The sequence below is a fragment of the Actinomadura fulvescens genome, assembly GCF_039533225.1.
Taxonomy (GTDB): Bacteria; Actinomycetota; Actinomycetes; order Streptosporangiales; family Streptosporangiaceae; genus Spirillospora; species Spirillospora fulvescens.
The window spans coordinates 173,879-189,927 of sequence record NZ_BAAATD010000009.1 but is presented as its reverse complement, the minus strand read 5'-3'; the positions used below and the strand labels follow the sequence as shown (position 1 = coordinate 189,927).

At 69.1% G+C, this 16,049-nt stretch carries 14 protein-coding genes; 9 read left to right on the top strand and 5 right to left on the bottom strand.

Going from position 1 to position 16,049, the window contains the following annotated elements:
• Positions 1-99 precede the first annotated feature (99 nt).
• The 3 genes from ABD333_RS30680 (at position 100) to ABD333_RS30670 (ending at position 6,094) form a co-directional block, all read left to right on the top strand.
• On the top strand, positions 100-2,589 hold the full coding sequence (locus ABD333_RS30680; RefSeq protein WP_344546014.1) for a DUF6049 family protein: 2,490 nt from the start codon (positions 100-102) through the stop codon (positions 2,587-2,589).
• Positions 2,573-4,324, top strand: coding sequence for a murein biosynthesis integral membrane protein MurJ (gene murJ / locus ABD333_RS30675; protein ID WP_344546013.1), 1,752 nt, complete (start codon positions 2,573-2,575; stop codon positions 4,322-4,324). Before ABD333_RS30680 ends, murJ begins: the two co-directional genes overlap by 17 nt.
• A 213-nt stretch (positions 4,325-4,537) precedes the next feature.
• Positions 4,538-6,094, top strand: coding sequence for a protein kinase family protein (locus ABD333_RS30670; RefSeq protein WP_344546012.1), 1,557 nt, complete (start codon positions 4,538-4,540; stop codon positions 6,092-6,094).
• Between the two features lie 253 nt (positions 6,095-6,347).
• On the opposite strand, the gene ABD333_RS30665 is transcribed toward ABD333_RS30670, so the two are convergent.
• Positions 6,348-6,764 carry a hypothetical protein gene (locus ABD333_RS30665; protein WP_344546011.1) on the bottom strand — a complete coding sequence of 139 codons (417 nt, stop codon included), beginning with the start codon at positions 6,762-6,764 and terminating at the stop codon, positions 6,348-6,350.
• Positions 6,765-7,047: 283 nt separating this feature from the next.
• Here ABD333_RS30665 and sigM point away from each other — a divergent pair, with 283 nt between their 5' ends.
• Positions 7,048-7,668 (top strand): RNA polymerase sigma factor SigM, encoded by a 621-nt coding sequence (gene sigM, locus ABD333_RS30660; RefSeq protein WP_344546010.1) that lies wholly within the window; start codon positions 7,048-7,050, stop codon positions 7,666-7,668.
• Positions 7,668-8,465 carry an anti-sigma factor family protein gene (locus ABD333_RS30655; protein WP_344546009.1) on the top strand — a complete coding sequence of 266 codons (798 nt, stop codon included), beginning with the start codon at positions 7,668-7,670 and terminating at the stop codon, positions 8,463-8,465. The genes sigM and ABD333_RS30655 overlap by 1 nt, the downstream gene beginning before the upstream one ends.
• 48 nt (positions 8,466-8,513) lie before the next feature.
• Here the strand turns inward: ABD333_RS30655 and ABD333_RS30650 are convergent, their stop codons facing one another.
• On the bottom strand, positions 8,514-9,083 hold the full coding sequence (locus tag ABD333_RS30650) for a dienelactone hydrolase family protein (protein ID WP_344546008.1): 570 nt from the start codon (positions 9,081-9,083) through the stop codon (positions 8,514-8,516).
• A 181-nt stretch (positions 9,084-9,264) separates the two neighbouring features.
• Between ABD333_RS30650 and trxB the strand changes: the two genes are divergently transcribed.
• Both trxB and trxA read left to right on the top strand, forming a co-directional pair.
• The gene (gene trxB, locus ABD333_RS30645; RefSeq protein ID WP_344546007.1) at positions 9,265-10,218 is read left to right on the top strand and encodes a thioredoxin-disulfide reductase; all 954 of its coding nucleotides are present in this window, start codon (positions 9,265-9,267) and stop codon (positions 10,216-10,218) included.
• 99 nt (positions 10,219-10,317) lie between these two features.
• Positions 10,318-10,632 (top strand): thioredoxin, encoded by a 315-nt coding sequence (trxA, locus tag ABD333_RS30640; RefSeq protein WP_344546006.1) that lies wholly within the window; start codon positions 10,318-10,320, stop codon positions 10,630-10,632.
• Between the two features lie 529 nt (positions 10,633-11,161).
• On the opposite strand, the gene ABD333_RS30630 is transcribed toward trxA, so the two are convergent.
• From ABD333_RS30630 to ABD333_RS30620, 3 genes are all read right to left on the bottom strand, one after another.
• Positions 11,162-11,602 carry a nitroreductase family deazaflavin-dependent oxidoreductase gene (locus ABD333_RS30630; RefSeq protein WP_344546005.1) on the bottom strand — a complete coding sequence of 147 codons (441 nt, stop codon included), beginning with the start codon at positions 11,600-11,602 and terminating at the stop codon, positions 11,162-11,164.
• A 309-nt stretch (positions 11,603-11,911) separates the two neighbouring features.
• Complete coding sequence (locus ABD333_RS30625; RefSeq protein ID WP_344546004.1) at positions 11,912-12,571, bottom strand: DedA family protein; 660 nt, start codon at positions 12,569-12,571, stop codon at positions 11,912-11,914.
• A gap of 129 nt (positions 12,572-12,700) precedes the next feature.
• Positions 12,701-13,318 carry a GNAT family N-acetyltransferase gene (locus tag ABD333_RS30620; protein WP_344546003.1) on the bottom strand — a complete coding sequence of 206 codons (618 nt, stop codon included), beginning with the start codon at positions 13,316-13,318 and terminating at the stop codon, positions 12,701-12,703.
• A gap of 398 nt (positions 13,319-13,716) precedes the next feature.
• Here ABD333_RS30620 and ABD333_RS30615 point away from each other — a divergent pair, with 398 nt between their 5' ends.
• Positions 13,717-14,955, top strand: coding sequence for an aminotransferase-like domain-containing protein (locus ABD333_RS30615; protein WP_344546002.1), 1,239 nt, complete (start codon positions 13,717-13,719; stop codon positions 14,953-14,955).
• An 84-nt stretch (positions 14,956-15,039) separates the two neighbouring features.
• Positions 15,040-15,981 carry a D-alanine--D-alanine ligase family protein gene (locus ABD333_RS30610; protein WP_344546001.1) on the top strand — a complete coding sequence of 314 codons (942 nt, stop codon included), beginning with the start codon at positions 15,040-15,042 and terminating at the stop codon, positions 15,979-15,981.
• Positions 15,982-16,049 lie beyond the last annotated feature (68 nt).

The following is a 16,049-nucleotide window of genomic DNA, read 5'->3' as shown; positions in this document are numbered from 1 at the left end:
ACGGAGGTGGCGAGGAAGGTCTGATGTCGGCTACGTCACGGCTAACATCGAGGCCGTGATGCGGGAATGCGACGCCCGCTGCCCTCGGGCGGACATGGCGTGAGAACGTTCGAACGCGCGGCCGCGGTCGCCGCCGCGATGGCCTGCGTCATGGCGTCGGCCACGCCGGTGCTCGCCGACCCCCGCGATCACAGGGCGGAACGCGCCTCCCGGCAGGCCGCACGCCAGCTCCAGTCCCGCGACCAGGTCTCCCTCGTCCTGACGGGCGTGACGCCCAAGTCCGCCGGCCCGACGGGCCCCAAGTCCAAGGTCCAGATCTCCGGCACGGTCCAGAACCGCTCTGGCGCCGCGATCAACGGCCTGTCGGTGCAGTTCCGCTATTACGGCAAACACGTCACCAGCCGGGGGCAGCTCGCACAGCTCGCCGCGAGCCAGCCGTCCGCCGTCCTGCCGGGCGCCCCTCCGGGAGGCGCCAGTAAGAAGGCCCTGCCCGAGGCGGCCGTGGCCAACGGCAAGCAGGCGTTCACGGTCGGCTTCACGACCGGCGGGATGGGGCTGCGCCAGTTCGGGGTGTATCCGGTCGGTGTCGAGGTGTCCGACGCCACCGGCCGGGTCCTGGGCGGCCAGACGACCTTCATCACGTACGTCCCGGCAGGGCGGGCGACCTTCTCGCCCCTGAAGGTGGCGTGGATCTGGCCGATCGCGAGCGGAATCCACCGCGCCAACGACGACACGTTCACCGACGACCAGCTGGCGAACGAGGTGGGCCCGGACGGGCGGCTGACCAGGCTGGTCAGCGCCGCCGCACGGACCGGGACCCCCGTGACCTGGGCGATCGACCCCGCGGTGCTCGACGACGCGCAGGCCATGAACGCCAAGGGCGGCTATTCGCTGGTGCGCGGCAAGAAGACCACCAGACGGCCCCAGAACGCGGCCGGCGTCACCTGGACGAAGGCCCTCAAGGACGCCGCCAGATCCGATCCGCTCTTCAACCTCCCGTACGCCGACCCCGATGCCGTCGCACTGGTACGGCACAAGCTGGGCACGCACCTCACCACCGCGTACAAGAACGCCAACGAGGTCACCGCGGCGGTCCTGCAGCGGACTCCGAACGTGCAGATGGCGTGGCCGCCGTCGGGCGCGGCCGGACGGGGCACCATCAACCAGCTCATCAAGTCGGGCGGCCTGTCGAGCGGGTCCGGCACGTTCGTGATGAGCAGCCGCGAGTTCGCCGCGCAGAGCCCGACGCAGAGCGCCACCACGGCCGTGCCTACCGACAAGGGCGCCATGCGGGCCGTCGCCTACGACGAGACGCTCAGCGACATCGTCAGCGCCGACAGCAGTTCGCCGGGCGCGGCCACGCTGGTCGAGCAGCGGTTCCTGGCCGAGACCGCGATGATCACCGCCGAGGCGCCCGACGTGCCGCGCACGGTGGTCATCGCCCCCAACCGGCGCTGGGACCCGGGACCCGGGGTCGCCGAGCGCCTGCTCAAGTACTCGGCCGAGGCCCAGTGGCTCGACGAACGCACGAGCGTCGCCAAGATCGCTCAGGCCCAGCCGGTCAACCGGCCCTACCAGAACTACTCCAACGCATACGAGAAGTACGAGCTCGGCAAGGACTACCTGGCCGCGGTACAGAGCATCGCCAGGCGGGCCATGACGTTCCGCGCGATCCTGAATCCGCCGGTCAACGTCTATGAACGCAGCATCCTGCGCATGGAGTCGTCGTACTGGCGCAGCCGGTATTCGCGGTCGGTGCAGGCCCGGAAGGAACTGTCGGACGAGCTCAAGACCGACATGGACGGCCTCCATGTCGTCATGCCCAACAACAAGCGGATCTCGCTCGCCGGGACGTCCGGCCGGCCCGTGGTGACCATCGCCAACGACCTGCGCGGCAGGACGGTCAGCTTCCGGATCGAGATCATCTCCCAGAGCGCCGGTCTGCGGATCGGCAAGCTCGAACCCAGGGACCAGCGCGTGATCAAGCTCGATCCGGGCAAGAAGCACCAGGCGCGCATCCCCGTCCAGGCGTCGGGCAACGGCAACTTCAAGATGGTCGTCCAGCTGATGACGCCGACGGGCGAGCGCGGCAAGGTCTACGGCGAGCCGACGGGCATCACGGTCAGAAGCACGCAGTACGGCAGGCTCGCCCTGCTCATCACGGGCGGCGGACTTGCCGTACTCTTCGTGGGCGTCGGAGTGCGGGCCATGCGAGCAAGGCGCCGCCGGAAAGCGGAGGCAGCCGGTGACGGGTCGACGGGAGTGGGACCAGCAGGGACGACCGGACCGCAGGGGGCAGGGTTCCCCGGCGACGGGTCCGGGTACCCCGCCGAGTCCGCATTCCCCAGCGGGCCCGAATTCCCCGGCGGGACCGGGCTCCACGGCGGATCCGCGTTCGGGCCATCCGGGCCCCCCTCCGGGAACGCCGGGCCGTCCGGGCACTCCGGGAACGCCGGGCCATCCGGGAACGCCGGGGGCACCGGGCCATCCGGGAGCACCGGGACGCCCGATGACCGGCCCAGGATCACCGGCGGCTCCCCGGGGGACGGGCCGTCCCCCTTCGGCCGGTGGGATGGAAACCAGAGTTGACCTTCCGGCGGCCATCGCGGGGGCCGGAGCCCAGCAGACCCGCGTAGACATACCCGTAGGCGTTCCCGGCGCACCCGGCGCGGGCGGCGAGGCGCCGGCGTCCGGTGGCGGTGCGTCAGGACTGCTGCGATCCGGGGCGATCATGGCCGTCGGAACGCTGGCATCGCGGGTCACCGGGTTCCTGCGGACCGCGATGCTCGTGGCCGCCCTCGGCACCGACGCGGTCGCGGACGCCTACAACACCGCCAACACCGTCCCGTTCATCGTCTACGACCTGCTGCTCGGCGGGATCCTCACCGCCGTGGTCGTACCGCTGATCGTCCGCGCGCGCGAACGTGACAGCGCGTACGGCGCGCAGTACGAGCAGCGGCTGTTCACGCTGGCCGTCCTCGGACTGTCGGTGATCACGGCGATCGCGGTGCTGCTCGGGCCGGTGTTCATCACCATCTACGGCGGCAAGATGCAGGGCGACCAGCGCGAGCTGGCGGTGCTCTTCGCCCGGCTGTTCGCGGTGCAGATCTTCTTCCTCGGGGTGAGCGCGTTCTCCGGCGCGATCCTCAACACCCGCAAACGCTTCGCCGCGCCGATGTGGGCACCGGTCCTCAACAACATCGTCATCTGCTGTACGGCGGGCGCCTTCCTGCTGGTCGTCTCCGGCAAGGTGACGCCCGAGTCGATCTCGTCCGGCCAGATCACGCTGCTGACGGCGGGCACGATCGGCGGCATGGCGCTGCAGACCCTGGCGCTGTGGCCGTCGCTGCGCGGCTCGGGTTTCCGGTGGCGGCCCCGGCTCGACTTCCGCAAGGGCGAGCTCGGGCAGATGGGCCGGATGGCGAGCTGGACGCTCATGTACGTGGTGATCACACAGATCGGCTTCGCGGTGACCACCCGGCTGGCGAACGCGGCGGGCGTGGAGGGCCGCCAAGAGGGCATCGGAAACGTCGGCTACACCCCGTACTTCAACGCCTACCAGCTCTTCCAGCTGCCCTACGCGATCATCGGTGTGTCGGTGATCACGGCGCTGCTGCCGCGGATGAGCGAGCACGCGGCGGCCGGCCGGATGGCCGAGCTCCGCGACGACTTCTCGAGTGGCCTGCGGCTCTGCTCCGCGGTGATCCTTCCCGCGGCGGCGCTGATGGCCGTCTTCGCTCCCGAGATCACCACCGTGCTCTTCGCCCACGGCCACACCAGCGAGGGCGACGCCCTGGTCATCGCCAACGTGCTGCGCGCCTTCGCGATCGCGCTCGTGCCGTTCGCCGCGTACCAGCTCATGCTGCGGGTCTTCTACTCGATGCAGGACACCCGCACCCCCGTGTTCATCAGCGTCGCCGTCGTCGCCACCAACATCGCGGCGTCGATCGCGATGTACAGCCTGCTGCCCACCGAAAAGATCATCGTCGGAATCGCGAGCGGCTTCGCGGTCGCCCAGACCGTCGGCGCGATCGTCGGCTGGACGATCCTGCGCGGCCGCCTCGGCGGCATGGACGGCCGCCGCGTCTTCACGGCGTACCTGAAGCTGGCGGTGGCGATCTGGCCGCTCATCGGCTTCGCGTACGCGACCCACGCGATCATCGACGCCACCCTGGGCCTCGGGCTGCTGCCCGGACTGCTCGCCCTGGCCGTCGGCAGCGCCGGCGGAGGGCTGCTCTACCTGGTCTTCGCCAAGCTGCTGCGCGTCGGCGAGGTGCAGTCGATGATCTCCATGGTCGCCGGCCGCCTGCCCGGCCGAGGCTAGGTCCTTGCGGGACGACTGCGCCGAGAGTGACGTAAGGGTAAATCGCGGCAAAGTGCACAGGACGCGCGGCGATAAGGCAGCCACCGGCCGGTGTAAGCACTACCATGTGGGGGACTACGGCTTGCGGGGCGACACCCTGGGGAACGCAAAGAGGAGGGTCGGAGGCGTAAGCTGCCACGCCACGAACATGGGACTTTTGCGCAGGACGTTGCCGTGAGCACGTCAGTCATCGAGCCCGGCACCCGTCTCGCCGGCCGCTACCGCCTTGAGGAGCGCATCGCCGACTCCGGCGGATCCACGCTCTGGAAGGCCATCGACGAGATCCTGGCCCGCGCCGTCGCCGTCCGGACCTTCGAACCCGACTTCCCCCGCATCGCCGAGGTCGTCACCTCCGCCCGCGCCGCCAGCCGGCTCACCGACCCCCGCCTCACCCAGGTCTTCGACGCCGACGACAGCGGCGAGAACGCCTATGTCGTCAGCGAATGGGTCGCCGGCGAGACCCTTGAGCAGATGCTCACCAAGGCGCCACTGGAGCCTGGCCGTGCCGCCACCCTGCTGTACGAGGCGGCCGAGGCGATGGCCACCGCGCACGCCGCGGGCCTGGCCCACCTCTGCCTCACCCCCCGTGACCTGGTCTGGACGACCGGCGGCACCGTCAAGCTCCTCGGCATCGCCACCGACGCCGTACTGGCCGACTGCTACGCCGACGACCCCGCCGCCGAAGACGCCCGCGGCCTGGGCGGCATGCTCTACGCCGCCCTCACCGCCCACTGGCCCGGCGCCGCCGACCGTTCGGGGCTGCCCGCCGCCCCCGGCAACGACGGCGTCCCGCATGCTCCGCGCCAGGTCCAGGCCGGCATCTCGCACCCCCTGAACGCCATCACCTGCCGCGCCCTCGGCATCGAGGTCGCGGGCCAGAGCGCGATCGAGACCCCGGCCGATCTGGCGCAGGCCCTCCGCGGCGTCCCCCGTACACCCCTCCCGCTCTTCGCCGGCCTGGCCGCCGCGCAGCCGCCGCCGACCCCGCCGCGCCCCGTACGCACCCCGCCCCCCGCATCGCCGCCCCGGCCACCACAGCCGCGCCGCCCCGCGTCCCACCGCGCCCAGCCGCACCCCACGCACAGCCTCTCGGCCAGCCCGACGGCCCCGCACACCGCCCGCAAGCCGATCAGCCGCGGCCTCATGGGAGTCGGCGCCGCCGCCCTCACCGTCATCGTCGGTCTCGGCATCTGGGCGATCTCCAGCTTCGGCGAGGACGACCCGGGCAACACCAACAAGGCCAACATCACCAACGGCGGCAAACAGTCCGAACGAGCCCGCCCCACCGAAACCAAACTCCCCGCCCTCAGCGCCAGGGGTGTCGAAGAACGCTGGCTTGGCGGCCCAGACTCCTCCATCGCCAAGAACGCCGAGGCCGTCTTCGACGGCGTCATGAAGCCCGCCTGGCACTCACAGAGCTACGCCAACGTCAACTTCGGCAACTACGAGAAGGGCCTCGGCGTTCTCCTCGACATGGGCTCGGCTGTGAAGGTCGCCAGGGTCGAGGTCAACACGCCCGAAGGCGGCGCCACGATCCAGCTCCGGGTCGGCGACACCGACGTGGCCGCGTCGCTGTCGCCCGTCGCCAAAAAGATCAGTAGCGCCGGCGGCTTCAATCTCGTTCCCACCGCCGAAGCGCGCGGCCGCTACGTGGTCGTGTGGTTCACCCAGCTTCCGCCCTCGCGCAAGGCCAAGCTCAGCGAGATCACCGTCTACGGTTCCAAGGCCTGAGCCAGCCTCCGCGGCAGCCCAGTCGTTCACCACCAGCTCGACGAAAGAGGGACCCTCCGCTCGGAGAGTCCCTCTTTGCATGTCTCGGTAGGCAGCGTCTACCTCAACGGGCGGCTATGGTCCCGACAGGGAGCGCCGACCTCGACAGCTGGCATGCCTCTGCTGGCTGCGCCGGCTCCCGATAAGGGCGACTTGGGTCAATAGGCACCGCTGACTTCGGCAGGAAGCGTTCGCCTTGGTGGGCGGGCTTGCCTCAGTAAGCAGCGCTACACCGCCTCCCGTGATACCCGTTGCCGTCATACACCGCGATGCAGAGACGAGCCTGGTAGCCCTTGCCGTCCCATACCCAACGCGTCGTGTGCTTCGGGCGCGTGTTCTCGAGCCACCCGGCGGCGCCCACCTGTCGCCAGGCTCCCTTCCCCTTCCGCCGCTCAATCGTCACACGGAAGTCAGCGTTGTACTTCTTGCTGTTGTGGAATCGACCTCGCGCGTAGAACTTGCCTTTTCCGCGGTGGTCGATGTCGAGACGTCCGGTGACCCCGTCATACCGGACCACGCGTTTGCTGTAGTAGACCTTCGCTGAGGCGGGGGTGGCGGGGACGGCGACCAGGCCTCCGGTCAGGGCTGCGACGGCCACTGCGGTGATGCCTCGTTTGAGGTGTGATGCCATTGAGTGCGGTTCCCCTTCGTCACGACATCAGTACCGAACGCACGCTATTGGGCTTCTTGGGCTCGATCGAGGCTTGGCGGGGGCGTGTTGTTTGCCGGATGTGGACAGGGTGACCGGGTAGCGGGGGACGTAACATCTACGCCGCGAATGGGGAGGTGGCCAGATGAGCTGTGACGGGGGGTCGCACCAGTCGGTATCGTGCCTGTGAGCAGAATGTCCCCTCCCCTCAGGAATCTGTGGTGTCGACCCCAGCAGGCCAGACCGCATCCACGAGAAGGTGCCCATGGCGTCGGTGAGCATGCGGCGCGTGGACGAGGTGCCCGACAAAGAGCTGCTCGCCCGGCATGCTCAGGGAGACCCGCATGCCTTCGCCGAGCTCGTCAACCGGCACCGCGACCGGATGTGGGCGGTCGCGATCCGTACTCTCGGAGATCCGGAAGAGGCGGCGGACGCACTGCAGGACGCCTGTCTGTCGGCGTTCCGGGCGGCGGGGCGGTTCCGTGGCGACGCGGCGGTCACGACGTGGCTGCACCGGATCGTGGTGAACGCCTGCCTGGATCGGCTGCGCCGCAAGTCGGTACGGCCTGCGACGCCGATGGGCGACGACGCCACGTTCGACGCGGTGGCGCCGAAGATGCCGGATCCCACCGACGCCCACGGGGTGTCGCTGGACGTGCGGTCGGCACTGGCGGAGCTGCCGTATGAGCAGCGTGCGGCCCTGATACTGGTCGACATGATGGGTTACTCCGTCGACGACGCGGCCAAGGTGCTGGAGGTGCCGCCCGGGACGATCAAGAGCCGCTGCGCCCGTGGACGCGCGCGACTCGCGCCACTTCTCGTTCAGCATCGGAACCGACGGGAGCGTAAGAACGTCGGAGGTGTGGAAGGAGGTGGCATGCCCTGATGAACCCCGCTCACTATGACTACGACACCCTCGCCGATCTGGCCGAGGGTTTGCTCGAAGCCGATCAAGCCGCCTCCGTCAACGCGCACCTCGACACCTGCGCCGAGTGCCGGGACCGATCCGCCGACCTTGCGGACGTCTCCCGGATCCTGGCGGAGGCACCCGTTCCGTCCATGCCCGCCGAACTGGCCGCGCGCATCGACACCGCCATCGCGGCGGAGTCGATGGGCAACGCCACGGTGGTGAGCCTGGAGCAGCGGCGCGGAAGGCGGCACTGGCGGATCCTGTCCGCCGCTGCCGCGACGGTGGTAGTGCTCGGCGGCGGAGCTCTGGTCGGCAAGGCGGCCCTGGACGGGTCCGGCGATAATGATCACTCGGCGACGGCGCACTCTCCCGTCACTGACCGCAAGGATTCCAGTGGCGGCGCCCCAGCGAACGCGGCGCCGTCGGAACGTACGCAGACGCTCGGCGAGAGTGCGCAGCCCAAGGCCGCGGACACGTCGTACACCGTCTCCCGCAGCGGGACCGACTACCGGCAGGGACAGCTCAACCAGCAGGTCGGGCGGCTGTTCGGCAAGGGAGCGGAGCTGCGGGCGGGCGGCGGCCAGACGCCGGACGCGCAGCTGGCCCGATGCGTGTCGACGATCACCGGTGGGAAGCGGCCGGACCTCGTCGACGTGGCCAGGTACGAGGGTGCGGACGCCACAGTGATCGCGCTGCCGGGCGCCAAGCCGGGGACCTGGAACGTCTGGGCCGTGGGCCCGAACTGCTCGGTCCTGAAGCGCGAGTCCGCCTGATCGAAGGCCCTTCTGCCCGGTGAGCCGGGTCAGGAGGGCTTTCGCGTGTCAGAGATCGGCGAGGAAGGCCAGAGCCGTCTCCCAGGCTCGCTCGGCGGCCTCGGCGTCGTAGTCGGGCAGGTCAGGGTCGGTGAAGAGGTGCCCGGCGCCCCGGTAACGGTAGACCTCGGCGTCGGCCCCGGCCTTGCGCATCCGCAGGTACCAGGCGTTCAGCCAGTCGACGGGTTCGAACGTGTCGGGGTCGGCGACGTGCAACTGCACCGGGATCTCGGTGGATGCGTCGTCGGCCAGATCCGACGTACCGTGGAAGAGGAGCAGCCCGCGGGCCTTGTCGTCGGCGAGGGCGAGGTTCTGGGCGAGGGCGCCGCCGAGCGAGAAGCCCGCGTACACCAGGCCCCCGTCGGACAGCGGCGCGGCGGCCGCCACGGCGCGCCTGAGGAGTTCGTCCCGGCCGATCTCCTCCCGGATCTCGGCTCCGGCCTCGGGTTCGTCGACGACGCGCCCGTCGAAGAGGTCCGGAACGTGCACCTCGTGGCCGGCCGCCCGGAGCCGTTCCGCCGCCGTGTGGACGGCGGGCCGCAGGCCGTACATCGAGTGCAGGAGAAGAATCCGTGCCATGTGGTCAAGCTTATGACCAGCCGGGCGGGCGGTTCGGGCCGGACGGGAATCCCCGGGCCCTAGGATCGGTTGACGCCACTGGCAGGCCCGTACCGGCCGGGGGCATCGGCGACGGCGACGACCTGGCGAACAGGGGCGGGTCCTCAGCAGGGGGCCGGAAGAAGCAGAGAGGCGCAGAAACGTGAGCGACGTCCGCAACGTCATCATCATCGGCTCGGGCCCCGCGGGCTACACGGCCGCGATCTACGCGGCCCGCGGTGACCTCAAGCCGCTGGTCTTCGAGGGTTCCGTGACGGCGGGTGGTGCGCTGATGAACACCACCGACGTGGAGAACTTCCCCGGCTTCCCCGACGGGATCATGGGTCCCGATCTGATGGACAACCTGCGCAAGCAGGCCGAACGCTTCGGGGCCGAGCTCATCACCGACGACGTCACCGAGGTCGACCTCAAGGCCGACCCGAAGGTCGTGAAGGTCGGCGAGGACGTCTACCTGGCCAAGTCCATCGTGATCTCGACCGGCTCCGGCTACCGCGAGCTCGGGCTGGAGAACGAGAAGCGGCTGTCGGGACGCGGCGTCTCCTGGTGCGCCACCTGCGACGGCTTCTTCTTCCGCGACCAGGACATCGCCGTGGTCGGCGGCGGCGACACGGCGATGGAGGAGGCCATCTTCCTCACGAAGTTCGCCCGTTCCGTCACCGTGATCCACCGCCGCGACGAGCTGCGCGCCAGCAAGATCATGCAGGACCGGGCGTTCGCCAACGAGAAGATCCGCTTCCTCTGGGACAGCGAGGTCATCGAGATCCACGGCGAGGACAAGGTCAGCGGCGTCGGCGTCCGCAACATCAAGACCGGTGCCGAGGCGGCCCTCGACGTCACCGGGCTCTTCATCGCCATCGGTCACGACCCGCGCAGTGAGCTGTTCGCCGGCCAGCTGGACACCGACGCCGACGGCTACCTGCTCGTCGACGCGCCCACCACGAAGACGAAGATCCCCGGCGTGTTCGCCTCGGGTGACGTGGTCGACCACATCTACCGTCAGGCCATCACCGCGGCCGCCAGTGGCTGCTCCGCGGCCATCGACGCCGAGCGCTGGCTGCAGGACCAGGGCACCGCGGAGCTGACCCACCAGGTCTGAGCCGAGCCACCTGAGGCACCTGAGGCACCTGAGGCACCTGAGCCATCGACGCGGATGCCGGCGGCGGGGGGCCTGCCGCCTTTGATTGAAGGAGACACCATGAAAGCCGTTACCGACGCCGACTTCGAGGCCGCCGTACTCAAGAGCGACAAACCCGTGCTGGTCGACTTCTGGGCCGAGTGGTGCGGCCCGTGCCGCATGGTGGCTCCGATCCTCGAAGAGATCTCCGCCGAGCACGGTGACAAGCTTGAGATCGTCAAGATGAACATCGACGAGAACCCTCTGAAGCCTGGACAGCTCGGCATCACCGGCATCCCGACGCTGCAGGTCTACAAGGACGGCGAGATCGTCAAGCAGATCGTCGGCGCCAAGCCGAAGGCCGCCCTCCTGCGCGAACTCGCCGACTTCATCTGAGGTGACCGACGCCTCGCCTCTCCCGCGGCGAGCGCACAAAGCCACGGCCCGTACCCCTTGGGGTGCGGGCCGTGGCCGTCGGAACGCGACCGAGCGCGGGTCCCCAACGGCACGGCAACCGCAGATACCCGTCGGAACGCCAGCCGCAGGTCGCCCAAAACGGAACGGCAACCGCAGGCTCCGTCGGCACGGCGGCCGCAGATCCCAGCGACCGTGACCGGCCGCCCGCGACCGCGACCGCAGGCCAAGCCAGGCGGGTTCGCCTCCATGATCGTTCACCTGTGCGTGAAGGGCCTGAACGCGCTGGTACGGGATCAGCGCTGACGGGACTCGTGGGGAACGCGACCGAGCGCGGCGCGTACAACACGAAACCGGCCGGCGCGTTGTCCACGTACACGATCCGCGGTGGCGGCGATCGACGGATTCTTTCCGGTGATGCCGAGCGAGAGCATGGTCATCACCGCGGGCGTCTACGCGGCCTCCTCGGGGGAGCCGAACGTGGTGCTCGTCGTGGTTCTGGCCGAACGTGTCAGGCGCGTTCTAGCACGACGACGGGGATCTCGCGGGTGGACCTTGCCTGGTACGTGTCGTACTCCGGCCACCAGGAGGTCATCAGTCGCCACAGGCGCGCTCTCTCCTCGCCTTCGGCGGTGCGTGCGCGGACCAGGAACTTCTCGCCCTTGATCTGCACCTGCGCCTCAGGTTCGGCGAGCAGGTTGAGGTACCAGGAGGGGTGCGTGGGGCCGCCGCTGAACGACGATCCGATGAGCACGTAGCGATCGCCGTCCTGCCCGAAGAAGAGTCCCGTACGGCGCAACCGTCCGGACTTCCTCCCCACCGTTGTCAGCAGGAGATTGGTGACGCCGCCCTCCATGTAGCCGCTTTCACCATCCGTCGCGAGATAACGCTGGACGTGCTCGGCCACGCTCGGTTCCGGGCTGTCGATCACCTCTGCGTCCCACCTGGACATGTCTTCCTCCATCTTCGTACGAACGGCGCGACTGTCAGGAAGGGGCGGAGACGCCTTGCCTCCACCGTCCCAATCGTTGCGACCGCTCGACCGCCCACGTCGATCGTGAGGCTCATGCCGTGCGTTCTGCCTGTGACGACGGTCTACTTCCCTGCACAGGCTCGTGGGGGTGTCCCCCGGCCCTCGGTACCTGAGGTCGTCGTGCCGAGGTTGTCGATCACCCGAGAAGAGGGCACTTTGAAGTATCCCTGTCCTACGGACGGCAAAAGCTCGGCGGGCCGGGGAGGGCCCGCCGAGCCATGGACGGTACTAGGCGGAGACAGAAACCTGACGGGCTTCGTCCTCGTCAGCGGCCACAGCCGGGTCGCTGGGATGGTTTCTCTTGCGCAGGTAGCGGATGACCTCGACCACGATGGTGACACCGATGGCCATTCCGAGGCCGAGCGCGACCCCCTTGATGGGGTCGTTCTCGAACGCCTTGCCGCCCAGGTAGCCGAGGAGCGTCCCGTACAGGGCCCAGCTGACGGCTGCCAGAGTGGCGAAGAAGGTGAAGGACCGCAGTCGGTAGCGGACACAACCCATCGTCATGGTGACCGCGGTGCGGCCGCCGGGGACGTAGCGGGCGACCACGAGGATGAGCCCGCCGCGTTCGTGCATCGTCCGGCTGGCCCAGTCGAACGCTTTGTGCCGGCGCGTGCCAGGTCGCAGCCGTGAGGTCAGGCGGCTCCCAGAGCCGCGTCCAATGAAGTAGGAGATGTGGTCTCCGAGGAACGCCCCGATAGCGGCCAGCACCACGACGAGCACCACGTTCGGCTCCCCCGAGGAAGCCGCGTAGACGCCCGCGGTGATGACCATGCTCTCGCTTGGCACCACCGGAAAGAATCCGTCGATCGCCGCAACCGCGAACAGCACCAGGTAGAACCACGGCGAGCTGACCGCCGTATGCACAAGATCCAGAATTCCGTCCACAGGAAGAATCTAGTAACGATCACTCGCCCGCGGATCGGACTTAGGTCCAGAACCACCCCCTACTTTGGGTGGGGTGTCCCCCCGACCTGACAATGACCCGTCCCTGAGGTGATCGAGCCTCAGACGGCCTCAGACGGGACGGAGCGCGCCCTCCGGGGTCATGGAACCCAGGAGGCGCTCCAAGGCCACCTCGACGTCCTCACGCCAGGACAGAGCCGACTTGAGCTCAAGCCGAAGACGGGGATAACGGTGGTGCGGCCGTACGGTCTTGAACCCGACCGAAAGCAGGTAGTCCGCCGGCACCATGCAACCGCCCTCCTCGCCCTTCAGGTCGCCGAAGGCCTCGATGGCCTTCACCGCACGGCGAGTGAGGTCCTTGGCGACGCCCTGCACGAGCATCCGGCCCAGCCCTCCCCCGGTGAACTCGGGGAGGATGTGCGCGGTCATCAGCAGTACGGCGTCGGCGCTGACGGGACTCGTGGGGAACGCGACCGAGCGCGGCACGTACAGCGGCGGCGCGTACAAAACGAAGCCGGCCGGCGCGTTGTCCACGTACACGATCTTGCCGCAGCTGCCCCACTCCAGGAGCGTCGAGGAGATCCAGGCCTCCTTCTCCAGGTCCGGATCACCGTTCTCCACGGCGCGTTCCCGGCTCACCGGATCCAGCTCCCAGAAGACACAGCGACGGCAGCGACGCGGGAGATCGTCGAGATTGTCCAACGTGATGTTGACGAGACGACGCGACACCGGATCGGCACCCCCTGGTGGACCCGTCCGGCGAACCTCGGGTGGCGCGGCCGAGGACCGGACAACGAGCGTGCTGGGGAACGGGCTTGCTCGCGCGGAGCGCCACTTCGCGGAAATTCCCGGCAACTATCCGGGATCCTCAGGCATCGTATCGGACGGAAGGCTTCGTCCCGCCGTAAGCACGATCAGGCGGGCGTGGGCCATCCGGCGGTTTGTGAGCGGTGCTCAACGCAGAGTCACCGCCATCCGTCGCCGACGGCGGTCGGACGGGGTCGTCCTCAACCGCGCGCAGGCGATGCCGTAGTTTGCAGGGAAATCAAACGCCACGGAGGTGCCTCGTGGAACAGCACTCGCGTACAGATGCCTACTCAGATCGCTATGCCGATCGTGCCGCCGGCATGGTCGCCTCTGAGATCAGGGCTCTGTTCGCAGTCGCTTCCCGTCCCGAGGTGGTCTCGCTCGCGGGCGGCATGCCGTACGTCTCCGCGCTTCCCCTCGACGCGGTCGGCCAGATGGTGGGCGACCTCGTCGCGCGCAACGGGGCCGAGGTCCTGCAGTACGCCTCGGCGCAGGGCGACCCGAGGCTTCGTGAGCAGATCTGCGAGGTCATGTCGCTGGAGGGCATCCAGGCCTCCGCGGACGACGTCGTCGTGACGGTCGGAGCCCAGCAGGCACTCGACCTCATCACCCGGATCTTCGTGAACCCCGGGGATGTCGTCCTGGCGGAGGCGCCCTCGTACGTCGGCGCGCTCGGCACGTTCGCGTCTTACCAGGCGGATGTCGTCCACGTACCGCTGGACGAAGGCGGCCTCGTTCCGTCCGCGCTCCGCGAGACCTTGGAACGGCTGCGCGTTGAGGGACGACGGGTGAAGTTCCTCTACACGGTGCCCACGTTCCAGAACCCCGCCGGCGTCACGCTCACTCAGGCGCGCCGTGCCCAGATCCTGGAGATCTGCGCCGCGTACGACGTGCTGGTGATCGAGGACAACCCGTACGGGCTCCTCGGCTTCGACGACGAGCCCATGCGGGCACTCCGCGCGGACGACCCCGACCGGGTCATCTACCTCGGCTCGTTCTCCAAGACGATCGCGTCCGGCCTCCGCGTGGGCTGGGTCCTGGCGCCGCATGCCGTCCGCGCCAAGCTCGTCCTTGCCGCCGAGTCCGCGGTGCTGTGCCACTCCAGCCTGACTCAGCTGGCGGTGCGGGAGTACCTCACGACGCAGCCGTGGCAAGAGCAGATCAAGGGCTTCCGCGAGCTCTACCGCGAACGCCGCGACGCGATGCTGGACGCACTGGAATCCCTCATGCCGGAAGGTTGCACGTGGACGAGCCCCGCCGGTGGCTTCTTCGTGTGGCTCAGCCTTCCCGACGACCTGGACGCCAAGGCGATGGCCCCCCGTGCCATCGCCCAGCGCGTCGCGTACGTTCCGGGCACCGGCTTCTACGCCGACGGCAGCGGCCACCGGCACATGCGGCTGTCGTACTGCTACCCCGAGCCGCACCGCATCCGCGAAGGCGTCCGGCGGCTGGCCGGAGTGATCGAGCAGGAGATCCAGCTCCGCGACACGTTCGGCGGAGCCGGTGGGCCCGGCGCCCAGACCACCCTCGTCGACACCCCGGGCCCGGAGACGCTCTAATCGAGATGCACGCCGCTCGAATAGCACCTCCCCGCAACCGTGGTTTGCTTGGGAACGCCGCAACACCGTCTGAAGGGCACTGGATTGGAACTCGGGCACGTGGTCGTCCTCGCCGGGGGTCTCTCCTACGAACGAGAGGTCTCCCTGCGCTCAGGCCGCCGGGTCACCGACGCACTCCGTTCGGTCGACGTCCCCGTGGAACTCCGTGACGCGGACGCCACGTTGCTGGACTCGCTCACCGACGATCCTCCGGACGCGGTGTTCCCCGTGCTCCACGGGTCCGCCGGTGAGGACGGCTCGATTCGTGACGTCCTTGAGCTCCTGGACGTCCCGTACGTGGGTGCCCGCCCGGACGCCTGCAGGGTCGCCTGGGACAAGCCGACCGCCAAGTCCGTCGTCCGCCAGGCCGGCATCGCCACACCCGCCTCCGTGGCCCTCCCCAAGGAGGTCTTCCACGACCTCGGCGCGTCCTCCGTACTCGACCGGATCCTCGATCGGCTGGGCCTCCCGCTCTTCGTGAAGCCCACCCGCGGCGGCTCGGCGCTCGGCGCCTCCGTCGTACGCGAAAAGAGCGATCTGCCCGCCGCGATGGTGGGCTGCTTCGCCTACGGAGATGCGGCCCTCATCGAGCAGTACGTCGAGGGCACCGAGATCGCGGTAAGCGTCATCGAACGAGCCGGAGAGCCCTTCGCCCTTCCCGCGGTGGAGATCGTCGCCCCCAACCGCATCTACGACTACACCGCCCGCTACGACGCAGGAGACACTGAGTTCGTCACCCCCGCACGCCTCTCCCCCGAAGCCGCGCAACGCGCCACGGACGCCGCCGTGACCGCCCACCGAGCACTGGGCCTACGTGACCTCTCCCGCACCGACCTCATCGTCGACGCCTCCGGTGAGATCCACTTCCTCGAAGTGAACGTCGCCCCCGGCATGACCGAAACAAGCCTCCTCCCCCGCGCCGTAAGCGTCGCAGGCCTGGACCTGGGCACCCTGTGCCGAGACCTGATCCTCCGCCGCCTCCGCTAGCCACTGTTTCCCGTGAAACACCGCCAGCGCCCCACCGACACCCCGTGGACTCCGAACCCCACCTGCAC

Excerpts from the sequence above, each read along its gene's own strand:
- murJ (WP_344546013.1), top strand. The coding sequence starts at position 2,573 with ATGGAAACCAGAGTTGACCTTCCGGCGGCCATCGCGGGGGCCGGAGCC.
- ABD333_RS30615 (WP_344546002.1), top strand. The coding sequence starts at position 13,717 with ATGGTCGCCTCTGAGATCAGGGCTCTGTTCGCAGTCGCTTCCCGTCCC.
- ABD333_RS30655 (WP_344546009.1), top strand. The coding sequence starts at position 7,668 with ATGAACCCCGCTCACTATGACTACGACACCCTCGCCGATCTGGCCGAG.
- trxA (WP_344546006.1), top strand. The coding sequence starts at position 10,318 with ATGAAAGCCGTTACCGACGCCGACTTCGAGGCCGCCGTACTCAAGAGC.
- ABD333_RS30650 (WP_344546008.1), bottom strand. The coding sequence starts at position 9,083 with ATGGCACGGATTCTTCTCCTGCACTCGATGTACGGCCTGCGGCCCGCC.
- ABD333_RS30630 (WP_344546005.1), bottom strand. The coding sequence starts at position 11,602 with ATGTCCAGGTGGGACGCAGAGGTGATCGACAGCCCGGAACCGAGCGTG.
- ABD333_RS30665 (WP_344546011.1), bottom strand. The coding sequence starts at position 6,764 with ATGGCATCACACCTCAAACGAGGCATCACCGCAGTGGCCGTCGCAGCC.
- sigM (WP_344546010.1), top strand. The coding sequence starts at position 7,048 with ATGGCGTCGGTGAGCATGCGGCGCGTGGACGAGGTGCCCGACAAAGAG.